This window comes from Gryllotalpicola koreensis, assembly GCF_039538185.1.
Classification (GTDB): Bacteria; Actinomycetota; Actinomycetes; order Actinomycetales; family Microbacteriaceae; genus Gryllotalpicola; species Gryllotalpicola koreensis.
The window spans coordinates 80,757-101,837 of record NZ_BAABBW010000002.1 but is presented as its reverse complement, the minus strand read 5'-3'; the positions used below and the strand labels follow the sequence as shown (position 1 = coordinate 101,837).

The window sequence follows — 21,081 nt, the reverse complement described above, 5'->3', positions numbered from 1 at the left end:
GCATGACTGACGGTCTCGCGAGCGCGCGCTCGCTCGGCGCGGATGCCGGCGCCTATGCGCAGGGCTTCGCCCGCATCGCCGCGGTGACCTTCCCACTCGTGATCGCGGACCCAGCCGCGAATGCCGAGCGGCTGCTCGAGCAGGTTAGGGCGTGCGATGAGAAGTCCGTCGCGGTCGCCGTGTTCACCGAGCTCTGCCTCACCGGCTACGCGCACGACGACCTCGTGCTGCAGGACGCGGTATTGGACGGGGTGGATGCCGCGCTGCGGCGCATCGTCAAGGAATCCGCCTCGCTGCTGCCGGTGCTCGTCGTCGGCGCGCCGCTGCGGCACGGCAACCGCCTCTTCAACTGCGCGGTCGTGATCCACCGCGGGCGGGTGCTCGGGGTCGCGCCGAAGTCGTATCTGCCGAACTATCGCGAGTTCTACGAGCGGCGCTGGTACGCGCCGGGCGACGACCAGCGCGGCGGCACCATCGAGGTGGCCGGGCAGGACGCACCCTTCGGGCCCGAGCTGCTGTTCGAGGCATCCGATGTGCCCGGCCTCGTCGTGCACGCCGAGGTCTGCGAGGACATGTGGGTGCCCGTGCCGCCGAGCGCCGAGGCCGCACTCGCGGGCGCGACCGTTCTGCTGAACCTCTCGGGCAGCCCCATCACCGTGGGCCGCGCCGACGACCGCCAGCTGCTCGCGAAGTCGGCCTCGGCGCGGTGCCTCGCCGCCTATGTATATGCCGCTGCCGGCACGGGCGAGTCGAGCAACGATCTCTCGTGGGACGGCGAGACGCTGATCTACGAGACGGGCCGACTGCTGGCCGCCACCGATCGCTTCCCCGACGGGCCGCGCATCGCGATCGCCGACATCGACGTCGAGACCCTCAGGCAGGAGCGGCTGCGCCAGGGCACCTTCGACGACAACCGCCGCGCGCTCGACCGGCGCGTCGCCGAGTTCCGCCGCGTGACGTTCGAGCTGAACCCGCCGACCGCGGACATCGGCTTCGAGCGCGCGGTCGACCGGTATCCGTTCGTGCCCGACGACCCGGCGCGGCTCGCGCAGGACTGCTACGAGGCGTACAACATCCAGGTCTCGGGGCTCGAGCAGCGCATGACGGCGATCGGCGGACCAAAACTCGTCATCGGCGTCTCGGGCGGGCTCGACTCGACGCACGCGCTGCTCGTGTGCGCCCAGGCGCTCGATCGGCTCGGCCGGCCGCGCAGCGACATCATCGCTGTCACCATGCCCGGTTTTGCGACATCGGATGCCACGAAGTCGAACGCCTACGCGCTGGCCGCCGCCCTCGGCGTCACCTTCGAAGAGCTCGACATCAAGCCGACCGCCGAGGAGATGTTCCGCCGCATCGGGCATCCGTACGCCGACGGCGAGCCGGTCTACGACGTGACCTTCGAGAACGTGCAGGCCGGCCTGCGCACCGACTACCTGTTCCGCATCGCCAACCAGCGCGGGGGCATCGTGGTCGGCACGGGCGACCTCTCGGAGTTCGCGCTCGGCTGGGCGACCTACGGCGTCGGCGACCAGATGTCGCACTACGCCGTGAACTCGGGCGTGCCGAAGACGTTGATGCAGCACCTGATCCGCTGGGTCAGCGGCTCGGGCCTGTTCTCTTCCGAGGTGTCGGAGGTGCTCGAGCGCGTGCTCGCGACCGAGATCTCGCCCGAGCTCGTGCCCGTCGGCGCGGACGGCGTCGCCCAGTCGACCGAGAAGACGATCGGCCCCTACGCGCTGCACGACTTCGCGCTGTTCCACGTGCTGCGCTATGGTCTGCGGCCCAGCAAGATCGCCTGGCTGGCGACGAAGGCGTGGGCGGATGCCTCGGCCGGCAGTTGGCCTGCGGGGTTCCCCGACGCGTCCAAGGTCGAGTACACGACCGACGAGATCGTGACATGGCTCGAGGTGTTCCTGAAGCGCTTCTTCGGCTTCGCGCAGTTCAAGCGCACCGCCGTTCCGAACGGGCCGAAGGTCGCGGCCGGCGGCTCGCTCTCGCCGCGCGGCGACTGGCGCGCGCCGTCGGATTCCTCGGCCACGACGTGGCTCGCAGAATTGCGGTCTGCGTTCCCACAGAGCTAGCTAGCAAGCTCATTGATGATGCTCGTGGCGGCCGAGCTCGGTGACCGGGGTCGCGCCGGGGCGGGTCCACTGCGGCACGGGGCGGCTCGTCTCCCAGGTGGGCTCGCCTGAGGCATCCGATCGCCAATACCAGCATGCTCGCTGACCCTCTGGCCAGCCGTCCGGGTTGTCCTGCCACGCTTCGCCGCGGCCGTACGGGGTCATGTCGAGCAGCGCGAACGACGCGTCGGGCGCTTCGGTGCCGCGACCCGTCGTGTCGTAGGTGAGGAACACGCGGTCGCCGTCGCGCAGGAACACGGTGAAGTGGCCCATCTCGCCGCCGATCGGCGCGTCGACGCCGCGCACGGAGTACCAGGGCTGGGTGTAGCCCATGAACTCGAGGTAGGGCGGGACTTCTTCCCACGGGCCCTCGGTCAGGATCGCGAAGGAGACTCCGCGGGCATTGAGGTAGACCGCGTCACGCTGCTGCCAGGCGCTGACGGTGCAGCCCTCGCACTGCCCTTGGAACGGAGCGCCGTCGTGCCACATGTGCTTGTAGACGATGAGCTCGTTGCGGCCCTGGAAGAGGTCTCGGAACGGGACGGGGCCGGCGGCGCCGACCACCTCGGTCGCGCCGTCGATCTCGACCATCGGCAGTCGCCGGCGCGCGGCCGCGATGGCGTCGCCCTCGTGGGTGTGCGCCTTCTCGCGCGCCAGCAGCTCGTCGCGGGCGGCCCGCCAGGTCGCCAGGTCGGCGGCGGGCGGGCGGCCGGTGGCGGCGGGGTTCCGAACGTCAGTGGTGGTCATGGTGCTCCTCCTCGAGTCACCCTCTGGTCGAAGCCGAGCCTTGCGAATCGACATCTCGCCCGCAAGAGGCCGCCGCGGGGCACAATGTTCCCGTGAGCCGCAACACGAAGAAGTTCTCGGATCTCTCCCCCGCCGCCCGCATCGGCGTCGTCGTCGCGGGGACCGTTCAGGTCTCGCTCGCGGTGCTCGCCTTCACCGATCTCGCGGGCCGCCCGAAGGAGGAGGTCAACGGCCCGAAGCCGGCCTGGATCCCCGTCATCCTCGTGAACTGGTTCGGCCCGCTGACCTACTTCTTCTTCGGCCGCAAAGGCTGACAGCGAGACGCGCGAAAAAGGGCTTCTGCGCGACGATAACCCCGTTTCGGAACGTCTCGATGAGGCGGACGTGCCCCCGGCTGGAATCGAACCAGCGACCAAGAGATTAGAAGGCTCCTGCTCTATCCGCTGAGCTACGGGGGCTCGCGCTCAAGGCTACCGGAGCGCCTACAACGCCCGCGCCGCCGCGACGAGAACCTGGTTCAGGGTCGGCACGCCCTCGGCGCGGAAGACCTCGGCTCCCCTGGCATCCGTCACGATCACGGTCGGTGTCGAACGGATGCCTGCCGCCTCGGCATCCGCCTCGTAGCGCACCACGTCCTTCTCGACCACCGCGGCCCCCGGCACCAGGCGCGATACCTCGGCGAGGACCGCGCGCGTCGCCATGCACGGCCCGCAGAACGCGGAGGTGAAAAGGGTGAACTGCACCCTCCCAGCCTAAGCAAGAGGTGCGCAATAGGATCGAGGCATGTCTGCTGCCTCTGATCGTCTCGTCTGGATCGACTGCGAGATGACGGGGCTCGACCCGGAGAAGGACGAGCTCGTCGAGATCGCCGTCGTGATCACCGACTCGAACCTCAAGCCCGTCGACGCGGGCATCGACATCGTCATCAAGGCGAGCGACGAGGCGATCGCCGGCATGGGCGAGTTCGTGACGAACATGCACACGACGAGCGGGCTGATCACCGAGATCCCGAACGGCAAGAGTCTCGCCGAGGCCGAATACGAGGTCATGGAGTACGTGCTGGCGCACGTGCCCGACGAGGGCAAGGCGCCGCTGGCCGGCAACACCATCGGCACCGACCGCATGTTCATCACGAAGTACATGCCGCGCCTCGACGCGCACCTGCACTACCGCTCGATCGACGTCAGCTCCATCAAGGAGCTCTCGCGCCGCTGGTTCCCGCGCGTCTACTTCCAGGCTCCCGAGAAGGCCGGTGGCCACCGCGCGCTCGCCGACATCCTCGAGTCGATCCGTGAGCTCGACTACTACCGCAAGGCCGTGTTCGTGTCCGAACCCGGCCCCACGAGCGAAGAAGCCCTCGCCCTCGCCACCGACGTGGTGAACGAGTGGGCCCCTCGCATGTAATACACTTGACGGGTTGCCCGCTCTTCTTCTGAGTTGGGTCGCATGGTGGTCGTAGCTCAGTCGGTAGAGCACCTGGTTGTGGTCCAGGGGGTCGCGGGTTCAATCCCCGTCGATCACCCCAATACGTGGTGTGAGCCATGAACATCTATCGTGACCGGCGCGAGGCCGGCAGGGTCCTCGCGGAAACCGTCGTCGAACGGTTCCCGGGACTCGCCCACGTCGTCGTCCTCGCGCTTCCCCGCGGCGGCGTGCCCGTCGCCGCCGAGCTCGCGCGGGCGCTCGACGCGCCGTTCGACGTGCTCGTCGTGCGCAAGCTCGGCGTGCCGGGCAGCCCCGAGGTCGCGATGGGCGCGATCGCCTCGGTCGGCGGCGAGCTCGCGGTCGTCGCGAACGACGAGTTGCGCGAGCGGGCCACATCCGGCTTTGGCCGGCGCAGCGGCGAGACGGATGCCTGGGCCGACGCTCTCGCCCATGAGCGCGTCGAGCTCGATCGGCGTGTTGCCGCCTACCGCGGCGACCGGCCGCCGCTCCGGCTCGCCGGCCGCACCGTGCTGCTCGTCGACGACGGCATCGCCACCGGTGCGACCATGCGGGCGGCAGCGGCCGCAGCGCGGCAGCTCGAGCCGAGCCGCCTCATCGCGGCATCACCCGTGGTGCTCCCGGGCGCCAGGGCCGCGGTTCAGGCATCCGTCGACGAACTCATCTCGCCCTGGTACCCGAGCGCGTTCCTCGGCGTCGGCCAGGCCTACGTCGACTTCACGCAGACGACCGACGCCGAGGTGCGGGAACTGCTCGCGGCCGATCAGCCTTGAGCGATCAGCCCTGAGCGGTTGCGACCGCGGGCTGCGACGCAGTCTTCGCGCTGACCGGCACGTCGTGCACCACGAGCACCGGGCACTTCGCGTGCTCCGCGACGGCCATGCTCACCGAGCCGAGCATGAGGCCGGCGAATCCACCGTGCCCCCGGCTGCCGACGACCAGCATGTCGGCATCTCTGCTCTCCTCGATCAGCACGCGCGCCGGCGAGCCGTTGCGCACGTAGGCCTGCAGCGATGCGGGCGGCGTGGCGCCCCACACCTTGGCTTTCGCCTCGACGAGGGAGTCGCGCGCCCAGCTCTCGAACAGCTCGGTGTCGGCCGGATAGGAGCCGGAGCCGATCGACGGATACTGCCACACCGCGACCAGCTCGAGGTCTGCGCCGAGCGCGTCCGCCAGGACGACCGCCCGCCGCAGCGCCCCGATCGACCGCTCGGAGCCGTCGAGCCCGACCACGATCTTCTTGGGCTTCTCGCCCGCATTCATTGTGCTCATGGCCGCAGTCTTGCGCCGCACGCGCTCGGCGCACCGGGCCTTTCGACTCAGCGCCCTTCTGGATGCGCGGTGATCGGCGTAGCCTGCGGGCACCGGGACTTTCTGCCCTGGCCATCCCCTCTCGCAGCCGCCAGAGTGGCTCAAGAGGCAGTCCACCCCTGCCGGATCGAAGGTGCCCATCGTGTTGATGCTCGAGCGACCCACGCCCCGCACCGCAGGGGTGCTGGGAACCCACGGGAGCATGGTCGCCAACGTGCGCGTTCCCGATGAGGAGCCGCACGTGGTGCAGCTCGTCGCTCGCGAGGTCGACATCGACACCTGCGCCGTCTACGTCGATGGGCGCAAGCGCGGCTGGATCCACCGCGACGGGCACTACTACGTGGCGTATTCGGGGCAGATCCCCGAGCGCGCGCACGACTGCGGCCACGCCCTGCTCTGGGACGAGGCCGCTGCGCTGCTGCTGATGGCCACAGAATCGGCCGCCACAGAACCGACCGCCACCGCAGAGAAAGAACAGGCATGACCCGGGTTTTCCTCGTCGACGACCATGAAGTGGTGCGCCGCGGCGTCGCCGACCTGCTCGATCGCGAGCGCGACATCGAGGTGGTCGGCGAGAGCGACGGCGCGACGCACGCGCTCGGCCGCATCCTCGCGACGCGCCCTGACGTGGTGCTGCTCGACGTGCGCCTTCCGGACGGCAGCGGCGTAGACGTCTGCCGCGACGTGCTCGCCGCGATGCCCGAGACCCGGTGCGTGATGCTCACCGCCTACGACGACGACGAGGCCGTCTACTCCGCGATCCTCGCGGGTGCGGTCGGGTATGTGCTGAAGGACATCCGCGGCAACGGTCTCGTCGAGAGCGTGCGCCGCGCCGCCCGCGGCGAGTCGCTCATCGACGCGGGGCTGCGCGAGCGGGTCACGCAGCGCATGCGGCACGGCGTGGACGACCCCCGCTTCGACGCGCTGACGGCACGTGAGAAGCAGGTGCTCGCGCTCATCGCCGACGGACTGTCGAACAAGCAGATCGGCCACGAGATCGGCCTCGCCGAGAAGACCGTGAAGAACTACGTCTCGTCGCTGCTCGCCAAACTCGGTCTGCAGAGCCGCACGCAGGCTGCCCTGCTGCAGAGCAGCACGCAGCACTAGCGAGGAGGCACGCTCAGCGGTGCCCTGACACCACGTCGGCGAGCCGCGCGAGAGGTGAGGTCGTCGGGCGCCCGGCATGCTCGGCGCGGTCTGCCGCGTGGTACAGGGCGTACAGCGCCTGCACCGCGACCCAGCGCAGCGGCTCGGGCTCCCAGGTGCGCACCCGGTGCCCGACCCACGGCAGCGTGACGAGCTCGGAGTCTTTCTCGAGGATCAGGTCGGCGAGCGTGCGGCCCGCGAGGTTCGTCGACGCGACGCCTGTGCCGACGTAGCCGCCCGCCCAGCCGAGCCCCGTCGCCCGGTCGAGGCCGACGGTCGCCGACCAGTCGCGCGGCACTCCGAGCACCCCCGACCAGGCGTGGTCGAGCTGCACGCCGCGCAGCACCGGCCAGAACCGCTCAATGAGCGCGCGCAGCTCGGCGACCGTCCCGGCAGGCGTCTGCCCGTCGGCATCCACCCCGGATCCGAAGCGATACGGCCGCCCGCGTCCGCCGAACGCGATGCGGTCGTCGGCTGTGCGCTGTGCGTACATATAGGCGTGCGCCATATCGCCGAGCGTCTCACGCCCGTGCCACCCGATTTCTCCCCAGACGGATGCCGGCAGCGGCGTCGTCACCACGAGAGACGAGTTCAGCGGCAGCCACTCACGGTGGAACTGCCGGAAGCCCGCCGTGAAGCCCTCGGTGGCGCGCACGATCGCGGATGCCTTCACCGCGCCGCGCGCGGTGAGCGCGTGATGCGGCTCGATCGACTCGACCCGGGTCCCCTCGTACAGCTCGACGCCGAGCCGCAGCACCGTCTCGCGCAGGCCGCGCGCGAGCTTCGCCGGGTGCAGCCGAGCCGTGTGCGGATGCCAGACGCCGCCACGCACGCCGTCGACCGCGATGCGGGCACGCGCTTCGTCGGCGGTGAGCAGCACGACGCCGCTCTCGGCCCACTGCTGCTCAGCGGCGGCGAACGCCTCAAGACGGCCGAGCTGTGCGGCATCCGTCGCGATCGTGAACTCGCCGCCCTTGTGGATGTCGGCGTCGATGCCCTCGGCGGCGGCGACCGCGATCACCTCGTCGACGGTCTCGTTCGCGAGCTGCTGGAAGCGCGCGACCGCGGCGCGGCCGTGGCGTGCCACGTACTGCTCGCGGCCGCCCGTGATCGAGTTGGCGAGCCAGCCGCCGTTGCGTCCTGAGGCGCCGTAACCCGCGAAGCGCTGCTCGAGCACGACGACCCGCAGCGAGGGCCGCGCCTTCTTCAGATAGAAGGCCGTCCACAGCCCGGTGTAGCCGGCACCGACGATGCAGACGTCCGCTTCGATCGAGCCGTCGAGCGCCGGCTGCGGCTCGACGGGACCGAGCTGCGACCACCAGAAGGACACTTCGCCGTTCTTCACGCCGACAACGGTATCGTGGTCAGGTGCTCGATCTGACGCACGATTCCTTCGAGAAACTGGTCGTCGAGGAATTGGATCAGTTGCCCGACGAGATGGTCGACGGCCTTGAGAACGTCGTGTTCCTCGTCGAGGACCGACCGGAGGACGGCTCGCTCGACCTGCTCGGCCTGTACGACGGCACCGACCTCACCGAGCGCGACCGCTACGGCTTCGGCGAGTTGCCCGATCGCATCATCCTGTATCGCGAGCCGCACCTCGCGGCCTGCGACAGCCTCGACGAGCTGCGCGACGAGATCCACGTGACGCTCGTGCACGAGATCGCGCACTACTTCGGGCTCGACGACGCCGAGCTGCACAAGCTGGGCTGGGCGTAACCCCTAAATGTTCGTGTCCTGGTCGTCGGGCTCGATCGAGTCACTCGTGGCCGGATCGAAGCGGTAGCTCACGAACAGCGTCTCGCCGACCTGCTTCGTCGAGGCGGCGATGTAGTGCAGCGTCGACGGCAGCCCCTCGACGGCGACGAAGGCCTCAAGGTCCTTCTCGTACTCCCCGTCGATGAAGCTGCGGCGGTCGGTCTGTCCCTGAAGGGGGCCGTCGAGGAACTCGGTGACATATTCCTTCGCGGTCTCTGCGGTGCTCATGCCGAGAATCTAGACCCTGCTCATGACACCGAGCTAGGGGCTGGCGTACCGTCCAGAACCAGGTCAGCGAGCGCGAGCGGATGCTGCGTGCGCACGAACTCCGTGAACTGCGCGTCCCACATCTCCCAGTGCGCGTCGAAGGCGCCGCGGTCGCGGGCGAGCGCGCGCCGCTTGCGCACGGCGTCGTCCGCCGAGAGCCAGATCCTCAGATCGGCATGCGGGGCGGATGCCAGCGAGAGCGCGCCGCAGCCCTCGACGACCAGCGGCCGGGTCGCCGATATTTCGTGCCAGTCGGCGGGGCGGCCCGCGGCCCAGTTCCAGCCGCGCCAGCGGCCCGCCCCGCTCTCGCGCAGCGGCGCGAGCAGCTCGGTCGCGACCTGATGGCTGCCGGCCGCAAGTCCGCCCCAGCCCGGGTAGAGGTCGTCAAGGCGGACGAGTTGCGGTGCGGCATCCGTCGGCCACGCCCTGATCAGCCCATCGGCGAGCGTCGACTTGCCCGCCCCGCTCGGACCGTCGATGAGGACGATCGGATTCCTCGCGTCGAGTGCCCTGACGGCCTCGAGCGCTTTCTGCTCAGGACGCAATCCAGTGCCAGCTTCCCGTCGAGACCGAGACGATCACCGCAAGAGCGGCGATCGCGACGCCGATCGCGAGCGCTGCGGCGTCCGCCCGCCCCAGCGTCGCCGGTCGCGCCCAGCTGCGCGGACCGGCCGCACCGAAGCCGCGCGCCTCCATCGCGGTGGTCAGCTTCGTTCCCCGGCGGATGGCGAGCACGAGCAGCGCGAACACGAGCCCGGCGTAGCGCTGCAGCCGTCCGCGGTCGGCGACGCCCCGGGCGCGTCGCGCAAGGGTGAGCGCGCGCCAGTCGTCCATGAAGAGGCCGACCAGCCGCAGCGCGGCGAGGGCGCCGATCACGAACCGGGCGGGCAGACGCACGAGCTGCGCGAGCCCGTCGGCGAGCTCGGTGGGGTCGATCGTGAGGAACAGGATGACCGACGGGACGCCGATCGCGAGGATGCGCAGCGCGGTCGCGACGGCGAAGTCGATGGAGCCGTCGGTGATCTCGATGACGCCCCACTGCCACCACACGCGGCCGGTGGGCACGCCGTAGAGCGTCGTCGTCACGCCCGCGAGCAGAGCCGCGGCGCCGAGGGGCACGAGCCGCGGCAGCACCCGCCGCCAGGGCAGCCGCGTGAACGCCAGCACCACCGCCTCGAGCCCGACCGCGACGACGGCGCTCACCCAGTCGACGGTCGCGAGCAGCGTGAACGCCACCAGCAGCGCGCAGGCGAGCTTCGTGACGGGGTTCACGCGGGCGAGAGGGCCGGTGCGGAAGGCGGGCAGCAGGGCGCTCATCGCGGCACCGCCTCCCGCCCCGGCTCGAGGCGCCATTCTCGGGCCCCGAGCGCCGCCGGAAGCTCCTCATCGTGGCTCACGGCGACGATCGCGTTGCCGTCGTCGGCGAACTCGCGCAGCAGCAGCACGAGCTCGGCCCAGGTGCGCGCGTCCTGCCCGAAGGTCGGCTCGTCGAGAAGCAGCACCCGCGGCCGGGTCGCAAGCGCCGTCGCCACCGAGAGTCGGCGCTTCTGGCCGCCCGAGAGCGTGAACGGGTTCGCCTCGGCGAGCCCCGCGAGGTCGAGCCGGGCGAGCAGCTCGTCGACGCGCACCGTGATCTCGGCGTCGGGCAGCCCGAGCGCCCGCGGGCCGACCGCCAGCTCGCCGCGCACGGTCGACGCGAGCAACTGGTGCTCCGGGTTCTGGAAAATGCTGCCGATGCGGGTCAGCAGCTCGCGCGACGACCAGCGGATGGGGGCGGGTGGCGCACCGGCGGCCAGCCGCGGCGACGCGGTCACCTCGCCGGAACGCGGCGGCAGGAGGCCGCCGAGTGTGAGTGCGAGCGTCGACTTCCCAGCGCCGTTCGCCCCGGAGACGACGAGCGCCTCGCCCTCCCCCAGCTCGAGGTCAAGACCGCTTGCCACCGTCGCCGAACGGGCGCGGCCGACGGCGAGTCCCCGCGCGGACAGCAGCGGTGCGCCCGCGGCCCGCACCGGCAGCGGCGGGAGCACCCGGCGGCCGGGCACCCAGACGCCTGTCGCGGCGAGTTCGTCAGCGCGCTCCGCGAGCACGCGGTCAGGTGGTCCGTCGGCGAGCAGCCGGCCGTCCGGGCCGATCACGATCGCCCGGGTCACAAGGTCGCGCCACACCGCGACGCGGTGCTCCACGACGACGAGCGTCGCGCCCGTGGCATCCGTCACCCTCGCCACCGCGTCGCGCACCTCGGCGACGCCCTCCGGGTCGAGGTTCGCCGTCGGCTCGTCGAGCAGCAGCAGTCCGGGGCGCATCGCGAGCACACCGGCGAGGGCGAGGCGCTGCTTCTGCCCGCCGGAGAGCTCGGCGGTCTGCCGGCCGAAGGGCACGTCGAGGCCGACCGCGTCGAGTGCCTCGGCGACGCGCGGCCACAGCTCGTTCGTCGGCACGCCGAGGTTCTCGAGCCCGAAAGCGACGTCGTCCCCGACCCGGGCAAGCACCTGCTGCGCGTCGGGGTCCTGCAGGACGAGCCCGACCCGCCCGCGCAGGGCGGCCGGATCTGCCCCATCGACGAGGAGCGTGCCGCGCTCCTCCCCCTCGTCCTCGCCGCCGAGCACGCCCGCGAGCGCCGCGAGCAGTGTCGACTTGCCGGAGCCGGAGGCGCCGAGCAGCAGCACCCGCTCCCCCGGCTCGATGACGAGATCGAGCCCATCGAGCGCCCACGCGCGGCGGCCCGCGTGACGCCAGCCCCAGCCCCGGGCCGTGACCCCGGCTGCCCGGGTCGAACCCCTCGCGCTCAGGACCGCGCCACCGCCTCGCGCCCCGACGCGAAGCGGCTGAGCGCCCCCGTCTTGGCGAGCGCCTTGACGAGCAGCCACGAGCCGAGGCCGGCGACGACAATGCCCGAGACGATCGTGCTCGAGGCGTACAGCACCGCGAACAGCGGCTTCGCGCCCGGATACCACACGGTGAGGTCGAGGATCGACTCGCCCACGCCGGCGCCGAGACCGCCGAGCAGCGTGGCGCCGAGACCCCAGCGGCGGTAGAGCAGGATCGCGAAGACGGCCTCGACGCCGAGGCCCTGCACGAGGCCGGAAACGAGCGTCAAGGGGCCCCACACCGTGCCGAGCAGCGCCGACACACTCGCCGCGACGAGCTCGCCGAACAGCGCGGCGCCCGGCTTGCGCACCACGAGCCCCACGAGCACGCCGGCAAACAGCCACGGCCCGTTGATGATGCCCTGCAGCCCGGGCAGGGCCGCCTCGATCGGCGCGCCGACGGGGTTGGACGCGAGGTCCCACACCCAGAAGACGATGCCGGCGGCGACCGCCAGCACGGCGGCCACGACGATGTCGACGGGGCGCCACTTCAGCGACCTGGCGCGCTTCGGCGCGGCAGCCGTCAGTGAATCGGTTGTTGCGTGCACTCGTTCATCCCTTTCGCTCACGAAACGAGGGCACGGGATGTTGAGATTCTGCCTCCCTGCGCCGGCATGACCCGGATCAGGTTCGACGGTCGAAGGTTGAGAACCTTCCTCTCAGCCCGGCTCACCGGACTCCCGTGTACTGCCGCCAATCATAGACTGGGCCGCATGAGCCCGTTCGCCCCCGTGATCGCGGTCACCGTCGCGTTCATCGTGCTGCTGCGGGTGCTGATCTGGCGCAAGCGCCGGGAGGAGAAGCGGCGCTCCGAGCGCCGCTGACGTCAGGAGGTCGTCATGAGCAGTCCCTTCACGAGCGGGGGCTTCGGCTCGCGCGGATACGGCGCACGGCGTGGTGCCGGCCCTTCTCTGTCTGACGCGTTCGATCAGCTGCGCTCCGCGGTCGAGCAGCGCCTGTCGCCGCGGGAGCAGCGCGGCGGCGACGTGCGGCTCGCGATCCTCGCGCTGCTCGCCGAGAAGCCCGCGCACGGCGGCGAGATCATCGCCGAGATCGACTCGCGCAGCGGCGGCTCGTGGAAGCCCGCCGCCGGCGAGGTCTACCCGATGCTGCAGCTGCTCGCCGACGAGGGCGTGATCGCCGCCGAGGTGACGGACGGGCGCAAGACCTACTCCCTCACAGAGCAGGGGCAGGCCGAGGCGGATGCCGCGGCCGAGCGCGCTACGTCATGGACATCATCCGGCAAGCACGAGCTGTTCGGTCCCCTGCCGGCGGCTGGGATGGAGCTGGCGCAGGCGGCGGCGCAGGTGCAGCGCTCCGGCACGTCGGCGCAGCAGAAGCAGGCTGCCGCGCTGCTCGACGAGGTGCGCCGCAAGCTGTACGCGATCCTCGCGCAGGGTTGATCGGATGCCGCCGGCGCGCGGCTCCGGCGCGGGCGAAGCGCCCGGCGCCGGCCTCGAGCGCGCCCGCTACCGCCGCATCCTGCGCTTCGCGTTCCGCTACCTGGCCCAGACGTGGTGGTACGAGCTCGTGCTGCCGCGCCTCGGCCTCGAGCGGATCTCCGCGCGCGGGCGCACCGCGCGCCTGACGCGACTCGCACAGCGCTTCCACGTGCTGGCCGTCGAGCTCGGCGGCCTCATGATCAAGGTCGGGCAGTTCCTGTCGAGCCGGCTCGACGTGCTGCCGCCCGAGATCACGCGCGAGCTGGCGGGCCTGCAGGACGAGGTTCCGCCCGCGGCGTTCGCCGCCGTCAGCGAGCTCGCCGCAGCCGAGCTCGGCGCCCCGCTCGCCGAGGCGTACGCGGCCTTCGAGGAGGCGCCGGTGGCCGCGGCATCCCTCGGCCAAGCGCATCGGGCGCGGCTGTCGGCGCAGGATGCGGCCGAGCTCGGCCGGGACGCCGCGGTCGTCAAGGTGCAGCGGCCGGGCATCCGTGCGATCGTCGACGTGGATCTTGCGGCGCTGCGCCGCATCGCCGGCTGGCTCAGCCGGCTGCGCATCGTGACCGACCACGTCGACCCGCAGGCGCTCGTCGCCGAGTTCGCGAAGACGAGCCTCGACGAGATCGACTATCTGCACGAAGCCGTCGGCGCCGAGCGCTTCGCGGCGATGTTCGCGCAGGATCGGCGCGTCGCCGTGCCCGAGGTCGTGTGGGAGCGCACGACGCGGCGCGTGCTCACCCTCGCCGATGTGACGGCGATCAAGATCACCGACGTCGAGGAGCTGCGTGCGGCGGGCATCGACCCCGCAGAGGTGGCGAAGGCGTTCGCGGAGGTGATGTTCGAGCAGCTGCTGGGGCAAGGCTATTTCCACGCCGACCCGCACCCGGGGAACGTGTTCGTCACCCCTGATTCCGCCGCGCCCGGCTTCCGCCTCACCTTCATCGATTTCGGGATGATGGGCGAGATCACCGACGAGCTGCGGGCGGGCCTGCGCCGGCTGCTCGTCGCGGTGGCGGCGCGCGACGGGCGAGCGCTGATCGAGAGCATCCAGGAGGTCGGCATCCTGCTGCCCTCCGCCGACACGACCGCGCTCGAGCGTGCCATGACGCAGCTCTTCGACCGCTTCGGCGGCATGGGGTTCGCGCAGCTGCGGCGGGTCGACCAGCGAGAGTTCCGCGATTTCGGGCAGGAGTTCGGGCGGGTGGTCCGCTCGTTGCCGTTCCAGCTGCCGGAGGACTTCCTGCTCGTCATCCGCGCGATGTCGCTGACCTCGGGGGTGTGCAGCGCGCTCGATCCGGAGTTCAACATCTGGGACGCGATCGAGCCGTTCGCGTCGCGCCTGCTGCGCGAGGAGGGCGGCAACGTCGTTGCCGCCGCCGCACGGGAGGCCCTGTCAGCCGCCGGGGTGTTCCTGCGCCTGCCCGGCCGCATCGACGCGCTCGTCACACGGGTCAACGACGGGGCGGTGACCGTCGCGACGCCGGTGCTCGATCGGCGACTCTCGCGTCTCGAGCGGCTGATCCGGCGTGCGGTCGGCGCCGTGCTGTTCGCCGGGTTCCTGATCGGCGGCATCCTGCTGCTCGGTGTCGCCGCGCCCCTCGGGGTCGCGCTGATGTGCGTCTCCGCCGTGCCCCTGCTCTACGCGGCGTTCGCCGGGGGCGGGGGGAGGATCTAGCGCGTCAGCGGCGCTTCTTCTTCGCGCGCGTAAGCCGCGCGAGCACGCCGCCGACGACCCATACGAACGGCGTGGCCACCGCGATCAGCGTGATCACGTTCGGCTCGAAGCGCAGCCCGCGGATGTCGCGCACGTAGGCGCCGAACGGCACGCTCGCCGAGATGCCGCCGCCCCCGCTGCCCTCGCCCTCGCCGTTCACGTTGACATTGACCTTCTCGCCTGCGCCGCCGCCGTTGCCGCGCCCCTCGCCGGCGCCGAAGGCGTGGAACGAGAGCGCGACCGGCACGATGTGCACGCCGTTCAGCTCCGTCGCCTCGCCGTAGACCGTCGAGAGCCCGAAGCCCCGAACCTGTTCCGCGATTCTCTCCACCACGCTGCTCATGCAGGCCACGCTACGCGGCGCCCCGCCGCGGTGCCAGGGTCTTCTCAGCCGCACGCACCCGTGCATGGGAAGATCGGATGATGCCCGCCCGCCGCCTGAGTCGACTGGTCGCCGACGCCGTTCTCGGCGTTCTCGCGCTGGCCGTGGGCGGGCTGCTGCTCTGGCACGGCGCCATTCCCGACCGGGCCGGCATCATGGGACTCGTCGAGTCGGTGCTGCCCTGGTTCGGCATCCTGATCGTGTTCTTCGCGGTTGTCGCCGCGGTGCGCCGCTCGGCCTTCGTCGGCATCGGCGCGCTCGTGTCGGCCATCGTGTGGGCGGCGCTGTTCGTTCCCCAGTTGACACCGCATCAGGGCTCGGGCGAGGCGAGTCTCACGGTGATCAGCGAGAACGTCGACGCCGACAACCCGGACCCCGGCAAGACCGTGGCTTCCCTCGCCGCGCGCCACCCGCAGGTGATCGCCCTGCAGGAGCTCACCGACACGTCGGCGCAGGCGGCGCTCACGACCCTCGACGGGCAGTACCCGCACCACTATCTCGTCGGGACGGTCGGCGTCTGGAGCGAGCTGCCCCTCTCGCACGGCCAGTCGCTCACGCTCGGCCTGGGCTGGAAGCGCGCGCTGAGCGTGGACGTGAAGACGGATGCCGGCACCGTGCGCGTCTACGCGCTGCACGCCGCCTCGCTGCGCCCCGGAGAGTTCGCCCAGCGCGACACGATGCTCGGAACGCTCGCCGCGACCCTGCGCGCCGATCACTCGCCTCGGCTGATCGCGGTCGGCGACTTCAACGCCGCCTCGACCGACCGCTCCTTCCGCCAGCTGCTCGCCACGGTGGACGAGCCGCGCACGAGCCAGTGGGGGCTCGGCTTCACCTGGCCGGCGCACTTCCCGGTGGCGCGCGTCGACCACATTCTCGAGCGGGGCCTCGACGTGGTCTCGAGCGTCGTGCTGCCCCCCAACGGCAGTGACCACCGCCCGATCGAGGTCGGCCTGCGCTAGCCCCGGTAGTGGTCGCTGTCGCCGACCTGGCGCGGCTTCGTGCCGAGCAGAGCAGCCGGGGTGAGCGCTCCCGCACCGAACTTCGCCGCGATGCCGTCGACGGCGCGCTCGGTCTCGCGCCAGTCCTCGTCGGGGTCCCAGAGCGCGGGCTGCCCGGCATCCGCCTCGATCTGCTCGACGCGCACGCCGATCAGCCGCACGGGTGCGCGATCGCGCCACGCCTCGTCGAGCAGGCCCGCGACCTCTTCGTAGATGCGGCGGCCCACCGAGGTCGGCTCGGGCAGCGTGCGCGAGCGCGAGATGGTGCGGAAGTCAGAGAAGCGCAGCTTCAGACTCACGGTGCGGCCGGCGACGGATGCCGCGCGCAGGCGTTCCGCGGAACGCGAGGCGAGCCGCAGCAGCTCGCGGCGCAGCACCGCGGGGTCGGTGACGTCGAACTCGAAGGTCTCCTCGTGCCCGACCGATTTCTCGATGCGCGTCGTCTCGACTTCGCGCACGTCGATGCCGTTGGCGAGCTGCCACAGTCGACGACCACCGACGCCGAGGCGCTTCTCGAGCAATTCGATCGGCGCGGCCGCGATGTCGGCGACGGTGCGCAGCCCGAGATTCGCGAGCGCGGTCTGCGTCGCCGGCCCGACACCCCAGAGCGCGCCGACGGGCAGCGGGTGCAGGAACTCGAGCGTCTGCGCGACGGGGACGACGAGCAGGCCGTCGGGCTTGGCGCGGCCGGAGGCGAGCTTCGCCACGAACTTCGTGCCGGCGACGCCGACGGATGCCGGCAGGCCGGTCTCGCGGCGCACCCACTCGCGCAGCTGCGCCGCGATGTGCGCAGGGCTGCCGAGCAGCTTGCGCGCGCCGGAGACGTCGAGGAACGCCTCGTCGATCGACACCGGCTCGACGAGCGGTGTCGCCCGCCGGAAGATCTGCATGACCTGGCGGGACAGCTCGGCGTAGCGCTCCATGCGCGGGTCGACCGTGATCGCGTCGGGGCACAGGCGCAGCGCCTGGGCGACCGGCATCGCCGAGCGCACGCCGAAGCGGCGCGCCTCGTACGACGCGCTCGAGACGACGGAGCGGCCGGTCGCGTGCCCGACGATCAGCGGCTTTCCGGCGAGCTCGGGGCGGTCGAGCACCTCGACCGACGCGTAAAAGGCATCCATGTCGACGTGCAGGATGTTCGCCCCGGTGTCGTCGACGGGGCCGCTCGTCACCTGCCGATCGCTGCCGTCTGCTCTGCCCACGCTTAATGATCTCCCGGGCAACTGACAACCGAGCGGGTCGAAACGATTCGACGGTTCTGAATAGGCTGGCGTCATGGAATTCAGATACCTCGGCAACTCGGGTCTCAAGATCTCCGAGATCATCTACGGCAACTGGCTCACCCACGCCTCGCAGGTGGAGAACGACGCGGCGAACGCGACGATCCACGCGGCGCTCGACGCGGGCATCTCGAGCTTCGACACGGCGGACGCCTACGCGAACACGGCGGCCGAGGTCGTGCTCGGCGACGCCCTCAAGGGCGAGCGTCGCGAGAGCCTCGAGATCTTCACGAAGGTCTACTGGCCGACCGGCCCGGGCGGCAAGAACGACACCGGCCTCAGCCGCAAGCACATCCTCGAGTCGATCAACGGCTCGCTCACCCGCCTCGGCACCGACTACGTCGACCTCTACCAGGCGCACCGCTTCGACTATGAGACGCCCATCGAGGAGACCATGCAGGCGTTCGCCGACGTGGTCCGCCAGGGCAAGGCGCTCTACATCGGCGTCAGCGAATGGAACGCCGACCAGATCCGCGCGGGCCACAAGCTCGCCAAGGAGCTCGGCTTCCAGCTCATCTCGAATCAGCCCCAGTACAGCATGCTGTGGCGCGTCATCGAGCAGGAGGTCGTGCCGACCTCCGAGGAACTCGGACTCTCGCAGATCGTCTTCTCCCCCATCGCCCAGGGCGTTCTGACGGGCAAGTACCTGCCCGGCCAGCCCGTGCCCGAGGGCAGCCGCGCGACCGACGAGAAGGGCGGCAAGAACATGATCTCCCGGTGGATGCGCGACGACATCCTCACCGCGGTGCAGGGTCTGAAGCCGATCGCCGAGGAGCTCGGCCTCACGCAGGCGCAGCTCGCCGTCGCCTGGGTGCTGCAGAACCCCAACGTCGCGGGTGCGATCGTCGGCGCGAGCCGGCCGGAGCAGATCGCGTCGAACGCCGCCGCAGCGGGCGTGAAGCTCGAGGCATCCGTGCTCGCCAAGATCGACGAGGTCATCGGAGCGGTCGCGGAAAGCGACCCGACGCTGACCCAGTCGCCGGCCACGCGCGTGGCCTGACGCGCGTCGCTTCTGGTAGGGCCGCCCTTCGGGGCGGCCCTACCCATTTGACGGGTTCCCCGACGGATCGACTACGCTTTACCCCCGTTAGGGGTACAGCGCCGCTCTCCCGAAGCGCTGGGCCCATGATCAGCGGAGGGAACCCCGTGACGGACACCACCCCCATGACCCACACTCCTCATATCGAAGCCACCGTGGTGCGCAGCGCCGAAGGGCCGTACATCGGCCAGATCTCGGTCGACGGTGCGATCACCACGATCGAAGGCCGCACGGAAGACGGAGTGCGTCGCGACATCATCCGCGCCGTGGCCGGTGTCGCCCAGCGGCTCGAGCGACCCGTGCGGCTGCTCGCACGCGACAGCCTCGGCTCGCAGGAGGTGCGCGTCTCCCCCGACGGCTACACCGAGGCGCTCAGCCCGGTCACCCCGGCGCCGAGCGGCGATCTCGACTTCGACGCGATCCTGGGGCTCGGCGACCAGCACAACCCCGGTCAGGTTCCCGTCAATGACGACGACACCCTGACCCAGCCCGCCGGGCGTGCGGCCGCGGTGCCCGACCTCGAATACCTCTTCCAGTCGCCCACCGACGACCACGGGGCGCCGAGTGAGCGGACCGTGACGGATGCCGCGGCCGCTGCCGCCCCGATCCCGTCCGTGCCGCTTCCGCCGGTCGCGGCCCACGTCGCCACGCCCGCGCCCGCGCAGCCCGCCGCGACGCCGCTCGTCCCGCCGCCGCCCGCGCCGGCGACGTCGGCTGCCCCGGAGGCTGCGGCGACCGCCCTGGCCGCCCCCGTGTCGGCTGCGCCGGCCGCATCCGAGCCCGCCCCGGCCCAGCCCGCGCCGTTCGAGCCGTACTCCCACGATGGCGAGCCGCTGCCCCCCTCGCCGCCGGCCACCGTCGACCACCTGCCGACGCTCGACGACTTCATGTCGCAGCGGCCTGAGACGCCGACCGCGCCCGCCGAGCTCGGCTGGCAGGGCCTGGTGCGGAAGGCGTCCTTCGGGCTCATCAGCCCGGCACCCGGCGAGGCGGAGCTCGCGCGCCGCGGCTCGATCGAGTCCGTGCAGCGCTCGTTCGCCGGCCCCCGCACGATCGTCGTGATCAATCCGAAGGGCGGCGCCCACAAGACCACGGCGACGATGATGCTCGCGGCGACCTTCGGCGAGCACCGCGGCGGCTACACCCTCGCGTGGGACAACAACGAGACCCGCGGCACGCTCGGGTGGCGCGCCCGCGCCGCCGCGCACCACCGCAGCGCCGTCAGCCTGCTGCACGACCTCGACCGCTTCGGCGACATGGGCTCGTCGCGCATCGGCGACCTCGACGACTACGTGCGCGCGCAGGGATCTGCCCAGTTCGACGTGCTCGCGAGCGACGAGGACCCGAACGCGACGGACCTCGTCGACGCCGACGCGTTCACCCGGCTGCACGCGACGCTGCAGCGTTTCTATCGCCTCATCGTGGTCGACACGGGCAACAACATGCGCGCCCCGAACTGGCTCGCCGCCGTCGAAGCCGCCGATCAGCTCGTGATCGTGACGACGGTGCGTGAGGACACCGCCGCGAGCGCGGCCTGGCTCGTCGACGGGCTGCGCGAGAAGGGCCTCGAGCAGAAGATCGACAACGCCGTGACCGTGCTGTCGGCGACCACCGACGCGCCGGATCCGCAGCTCGCCCGCCGGTTGCGCGGGCACTTCGGCTCGCTCACCCGCTCGGTGCTCGAGGTGCCGCACGACCCCGCCCTCGTCGACGGCGGCACGATCAGCTATGAGCTGCTCTCGCGCCCGACGCGCGAGGCGTGGCTGCAGGTCGCCGCGACCGTGGCCGAAGGGCTGTAAGCAGCTTTTTCCGATCAGCAGCGTTGCCGCTGAAATGGCCCTGCTGCGCCGCCACGGCGCTGCGCGGCACCACGACAACGCGGTGCCAGGATGGAGGCATGGCTCGAGTCGCGATCATCGGTGCACACGGCAAAGTCGGTCAGGAGCTCATGCGCGAGCTCTACGACAACGGCGATGACTTCGTCGGCGTCGCGCGCGGCGAGGAGGCGGCAGAGGACATCTTCCGGCTCGGCGGCGAGGGTGTCACGCTCGACCTGGAGCAGACGGATGCCGCGACGCTGGCCGCCGCGCTCGAGGGCTGCGACGCGGTGGTGTTCACCGCGGGCGCGGGCGCGAACAGCGGCGTCGAGCGCAAGCGCACCGTCGACTACGGGGCGGCAGTGCTCACCATCGCGGCATGCCGCGCCGCAGGCATCCGTCGCTACGTCATGATCTCGGCCGCGGGCGTCGACGACCCGGCCACCGCGACCGTGGTGCCCGACCCGCAGTGGGCGGCCTATGTCGCGGCGAAGCGCGACGCCGACGCCGAGCTGCGCGCCTCCGGCCTGGACTGGACGATCCTGCGGCCGACCGCGCTCACGAGCGGCGAGGGGACGGGGCTCGTGGAGATCGCAGAGAGCGTCGACCGCTCCAACGGATCGATCCCCCGCGCAGACGTCGCGGCGACGGTGATCGCGGTGCTGGAGAACGAGGGAAGCATCGGTGAACAGTGGGAGATCACCGGCGGTTCCACCCCGATCGCGGAAGCCGTGTCGGCACTAGTCTGAGTGC

At 71.3% G+C, this 21,081-nt stretch carries 24 protein-coding genes, 2 tRNA genes and 1 riboswitch; of the genes, 14 read left to right on the top strand and 12 right to left on the bottom strand.

From position 1 onward, the window contains the following. Window positions 1-2: 2 nt before the first annotated feature. A complete protein-coding gene (locus ABD708_RS05400) occupies window positions 3-2,081 on the top strand; it encodes an NAD(+) synthase (RefSeq protein WP_344752276.1) in 2,079 nt (692 codons plus the stop codon). A 9-nt stretch (window positions 2,082-2,090) separates the two neighbouring features. On the opposite strand, the gene ABD708_RS05395 is transcribed toward ABD708_RS05400, so the two are convergent. Further along, window positions 2,091-2,867: a DUF899 family protein gene (locus ABD708_RS05395; protein ID WP_344752275.1), complete on the bottom strand. Its 777-nt coding sequence runs from the start codon at window positions 2,865-2,867 to the stop codon at window positions 2,091-2,093. A gap of 92 nt (window positions 2,868-2,959) precedes the next feature. Between ABD708_RS05395 and ABD708_RS05390 the strand changes: the two genes are divergently transcribed. Then, window positions 2,960-3,181 carry a PLD nuclease N-terminal domain-containing protein gene (locus tag ABD708_RS05390; RefSeq protein ID WP_344752274.1) on the top strand — a complete coding sequence of 74 codons (222 nt, stop codon included), beginning with the start codon at window positions 2,960-2,962 and terminating at the stop codon, window positions 3,179-3,181. 71 nt (window positions 3,182-3,252) lie between these two features. Here the strand turns inward: ABD708_RS05390 and ABD708_RS05385 are convergent. Both ABD708_RS05385 and ABD708_RS05380 read right to left on the bottom strand, forming a co-directional pair. Further along, window positions 3,253-3,325 (bottom strand) — tRNA-Arg (locus ABD708_RS05385). 24 nt (window positions 3,326-3,349) lie between these two features. Further along, complete coding sequence (locus tag ABD708_RS05380) at window positions 3,350-3,610, bottom strand: thioredoxin domain-containing protein (RefSeq protein ID WP_344752273.1); 261 nt, start codon at window positions 3,608-3,610, stop codon at window positions 3,350-3,352. A 40-nt stretch (window positions 3,611-3,650) separates the two neighbouring features. Between ABD708_RS05380 and orn the strand changes: the two genes are divergently transcribed. From orn to ABD708_RS05365, 3 genes are all read left to right on the top strand, one after another. Continuing rightward, window positions 3,651-4,271: an oligoribonuclease gene (gene orn / locus ABD708_RS05375; RefSeq protein WP_344752272.1), complete on the top strand. Its 621-nt coding sequence runs from the start codon at window positions 3,651-3,653 to the stop codon at window positions 4,269-4,271. A 45-nt stretch (window positions 4,272-4,316) separates the two neighbouring features. Further along, a tRNA-His gene (locus ABD708_RS05370) sits at window positions 4,317-4,392 on the top strand. A 16-nt stretch (window positions 4,393-4,408) separates the two neighbouring features. Beyond that, entirely contained in the window at window positions 4,409-5,083 is a 675-nt protein-coding gene (locus tag ABD708_RS05365; protein WP_344752271.1) for a phosphoribosyltransferase, read from the top strand. Between the two features lie 4 nt (window positions 5,084-5,087). On the opposite strand, the gene ABD708_RS05360 is transcribed toward ABD708_RS05365, so the two are convergent. Beyond that, the gene (locus ABD708_RS05360; RefSeq protein ID WP_344752270.1) at window positions 5,088-5,582 is read right to left on the bottom strand and encodes a universal stress protein; all 495 of its coding nucleotides are present in this window, start codon (window positions 5,580-5,582) and stop codon (window positions 5,088-5,090) included. A 181-nt stretch (window positions 5,583-5,763) separates the two neighbouring features. Here ABD708_RS05360 and ABD708_RS05355 point away from each other — a divergent pair, with 181 nt between their 5' ends. Together ABD708_RS05355 and ABD708_RS05350 are read left to right on the top strand one after the other, a co-directional pair. After that, complete coding sequence (locus tag ABD708_RS05355) at window positions 5,764-6,105, top strand: hypothetical protein (protein WP_344752269.1); 342 nt, start codon at window positions 5,764-5,766, stop codon at window positions 6,103-6,105. Then, window positions 6,102-6,728, top strand: a complete 627-nt coding sequence (locus ABD708_RS05350) for a response regulator (RefSeq protein WP_344752268.1) — start codon at window positions 6,102-6,104, stop codon at window positions 6,726-6,728. Before ABD708_RS05355 ends, ABD708_RS05350 begins: the two co-directional genes overlap by 4 nt. 13 nt (window positions 6,729-6,741) lie before the next feature. Here ABD708_RS05350 and ABD708_RS05345 read toward each other — a convergent pair whose 3' ends face one another. Further along, window positions 6,742-8,112 carry an NAD(P)/FAD-dependent oxidoreductase gene (locus ABD708_RS05345; protein ID WP_344752267.1) on the bottom strand — a complete coding sequence of 457 codons (1,371 nt, stop codon included), beginning with the start codon at window positions 8,110-8,112 and terminating at the stop codon, window positions 6,742-6,744. Between the two features lie 23 nt (window positions 8,113-8,135). On the opposite strand from ABD708_RS05345, the gene ABD708_RS05340 reads away from it, so the two are divergent. Continuing rightward, on the top strand, window positions 8,136-8,486 hold the full coding sequence (locus tag ABD708_RS05340; RefSeq protein ID WP_344752266.1) for a metallopeptidase family protein: 351 nt from the start codon (window positions 8,136-8,138) through the stop codon (window positions 8,484-8,486). Between the two features lie 3 nt (window positions 8,487-8,489). On the opposite strand, the gene ABD708_RS05335 is transcribed toward ABD708_RS05340, so the two are convergent. From ABD708_RS05335 to ABD708_RS05315, 5 genes are read right to left on the bottom strand one after another with little or no spacing between them, the layout of a single operon-like run. Next, window positions 8,490-8,753 (bottom strand): hypothetical protein, encoded by a 264-nt coding sequence (locus ABD708_RS05335; protein WP_344752265.1) that lies wholly within the window; start codon window positions 8,751-8,753, stop codon window positions 8,490-8,492. 20 nt (window positions 8,754-8,773) lie between these two features. After that, on the bottom strand, window positions 8,774-9,337 hold the full coding sequence (locus ABD708_RS05330; RefSeq protein WP_344752264.1) for a nucleoside/nucleotide kinase family protein: 564 nt from the start codon (window positions 9,335-9,337) through the stop codon (window positions 8,774-8,776). Next, on the bottom strand, window positions 9,327-10,109 hold the full coding sequence (locus tag ABD708_RS05325) for an energy-coupling factor transporter transmembrane component T family protein (RefSeq protein ID WP_344752263.1): 783 nt from the start codon (window positions 10,107-10,109) through the stop codon (window positions 9,327-9,329). Before ABD708_RS05325 ends, ABD708_RS05330 begins: the two co-directional genes overlap by 11 nt. Beyond that, window positions 10,106-11,659, bottom strand: coding sequence for an ABC transporter ATP-binding protein (locus ABD708_RS05320; protein ID WP_425553248.1), 1,554 nt, complete (start codon window positions 11,657-11,659; stop codon window positions 10,106-10,108). The genes ABD708_RS05325 and ABD708_RS05320 overlap by 4 nt, the downstream gene beginning before the upstream one ends. Further along, on the bottom strand, window positions 11,578-12,207 hold the full coding sequence (locus ABD708_RS05315; RefSeq protein WP_344752262.1) for an ECF transporter S component: 630 nt from the start codon (window positions 12,205-12,207) through the stop codon (window positions 11,578-11,580). The genes ABD708_RS05320 and ABD708_RS05315 overlap by 82 nt, the downstream gene beginning before the upstream one ends. Before the next feature lie 35 nt (window positions 12,208-12,242). Further along, a riboswitch (TPP riboswitch) is annotated at window positions 12,243-12,353 on the bottom strand. Between the two features lie 145 nt (window positions 12,354-12,498). Between ABD708_RS05315 and ABD708_RS05310 the strand changes: the two genes are divergently transcribed. Beyond that, window positions 12,499-13,062, top strand: a complete 564-nt coding sequence (locus ABD708_RS05310; protein WP_344752261.1) for a PadR family transcriptional regulator — start codon at window positions 12,499-12,501, stop codon at window positions 13,060-13,062. A gap of 4 nt (window positions 13,063-13,066) precedes the next feature. After that, window positions 13,067-14,773, top strand: coding sequence for an ABC1 kinase family protein (locus ABD708_RS05305; protein ID WP_344752260.1), 1,707 nt, complete (start codon window positions 13,067-13,069; stop codon window positions 14,771-14,773). A gap of 4 nt (window positions 14,774-14,777) precedes the next feature. On the opposite strand, the gene ABD708_RS05300 is transcribed toward ABD708_RS05305, so the two are convergent. Next, window positions 14,778-15,155, bottom strand: a complete 378-nt coding sequence (locus ABD708_RS05300) for a hypothetical protein (RefSeq protein ID WP_344752259.1) — start codon at window positions 15,153-15,155, stop codon at window positions 14,778-14,780. Window positions 15,156-15,235: 80 nt separating this feature from the next. Here ABD708_RS05300 and ABD708_RS05295 point away from each other — a divergent pair, with 80 nt between their 5' ends. Then, window positions 15,236-16,153, top strand: a complete 918-nt coding sequence (locus tag ABD708_RS05295) for an endonuclease/exonuclease/phosphatase family protein (protein WP_344752258.1) — start codon at window positions 15,236-15,238, stop codon at window positions 16,151-16,153. Here the strand turns inward: ABD708_RS05295 and ABD708_RS05290 are convergent. After that, window positions 16,150-17,394 (bottom strand): DNA polymerase IV, encoded by a 1,245-nt coding sequence (locus ABD708_RS05290; RefSeq protein ID WP_344752257.1) that lies wholly within the window; start codon window positions 17,392-17,394, stop codon window positions 16,150-16,152. The two genes, ABD708_RS05295 and ABD708_RS05290, sit on opposite strands and share 4 nt — an antisense overlap. A 73-nt stretch (window positions 17,395-17,467) precedes the next feature. On the opposite strand from ABD708_RS05290, the gene ABD708_RS05285 reads away from it, so the two are divergent. The 3 genes from ABD708_RS05285 to ABD708_RS05275 all read left to right on the top strand — a co-directional run bounded on the left by ABD708_RS05285 (window position 17,468) and on the right by ABD708_RS05275 (window position 21,077). Then, entirely contained in the window at window positions 17,468-18,472 is a 1,005-nt protein-coding gene (locus ABD708_RS05285; protein WP_344752256.1) for an aldo/keto reductase family protein, read from the top strand. Between the two features lie 146 nt (window positions 18,473-18,618). Further along, window positions 18,619-20,310: a chromosome partitioning protein gene (locus ABD708_RS05280; RefSeq protein ID WP_344752255.1), complete on the top strand. Its 1,692-nt coding sequence runs from the start codon at window positions 18,619-18,621 to the stop codon at window positions 20,308-20,310. A 98-nt stretch (window positions 20,311-20,408) separates the two neighbouring features. Next, window positions 20,409-21,077 (top strand): SDR family oxidoreductase, encoded by a 669-nt coding sequence (locus tag ABD708_RS05275; protein WP_344752254.1) that lies wholly within the window; start codon window positions 20,409-20,411, stop codon window positions 21,075-21,077. Window positions 21,078-21,081 lie beyond the last annotated feature (4 nt).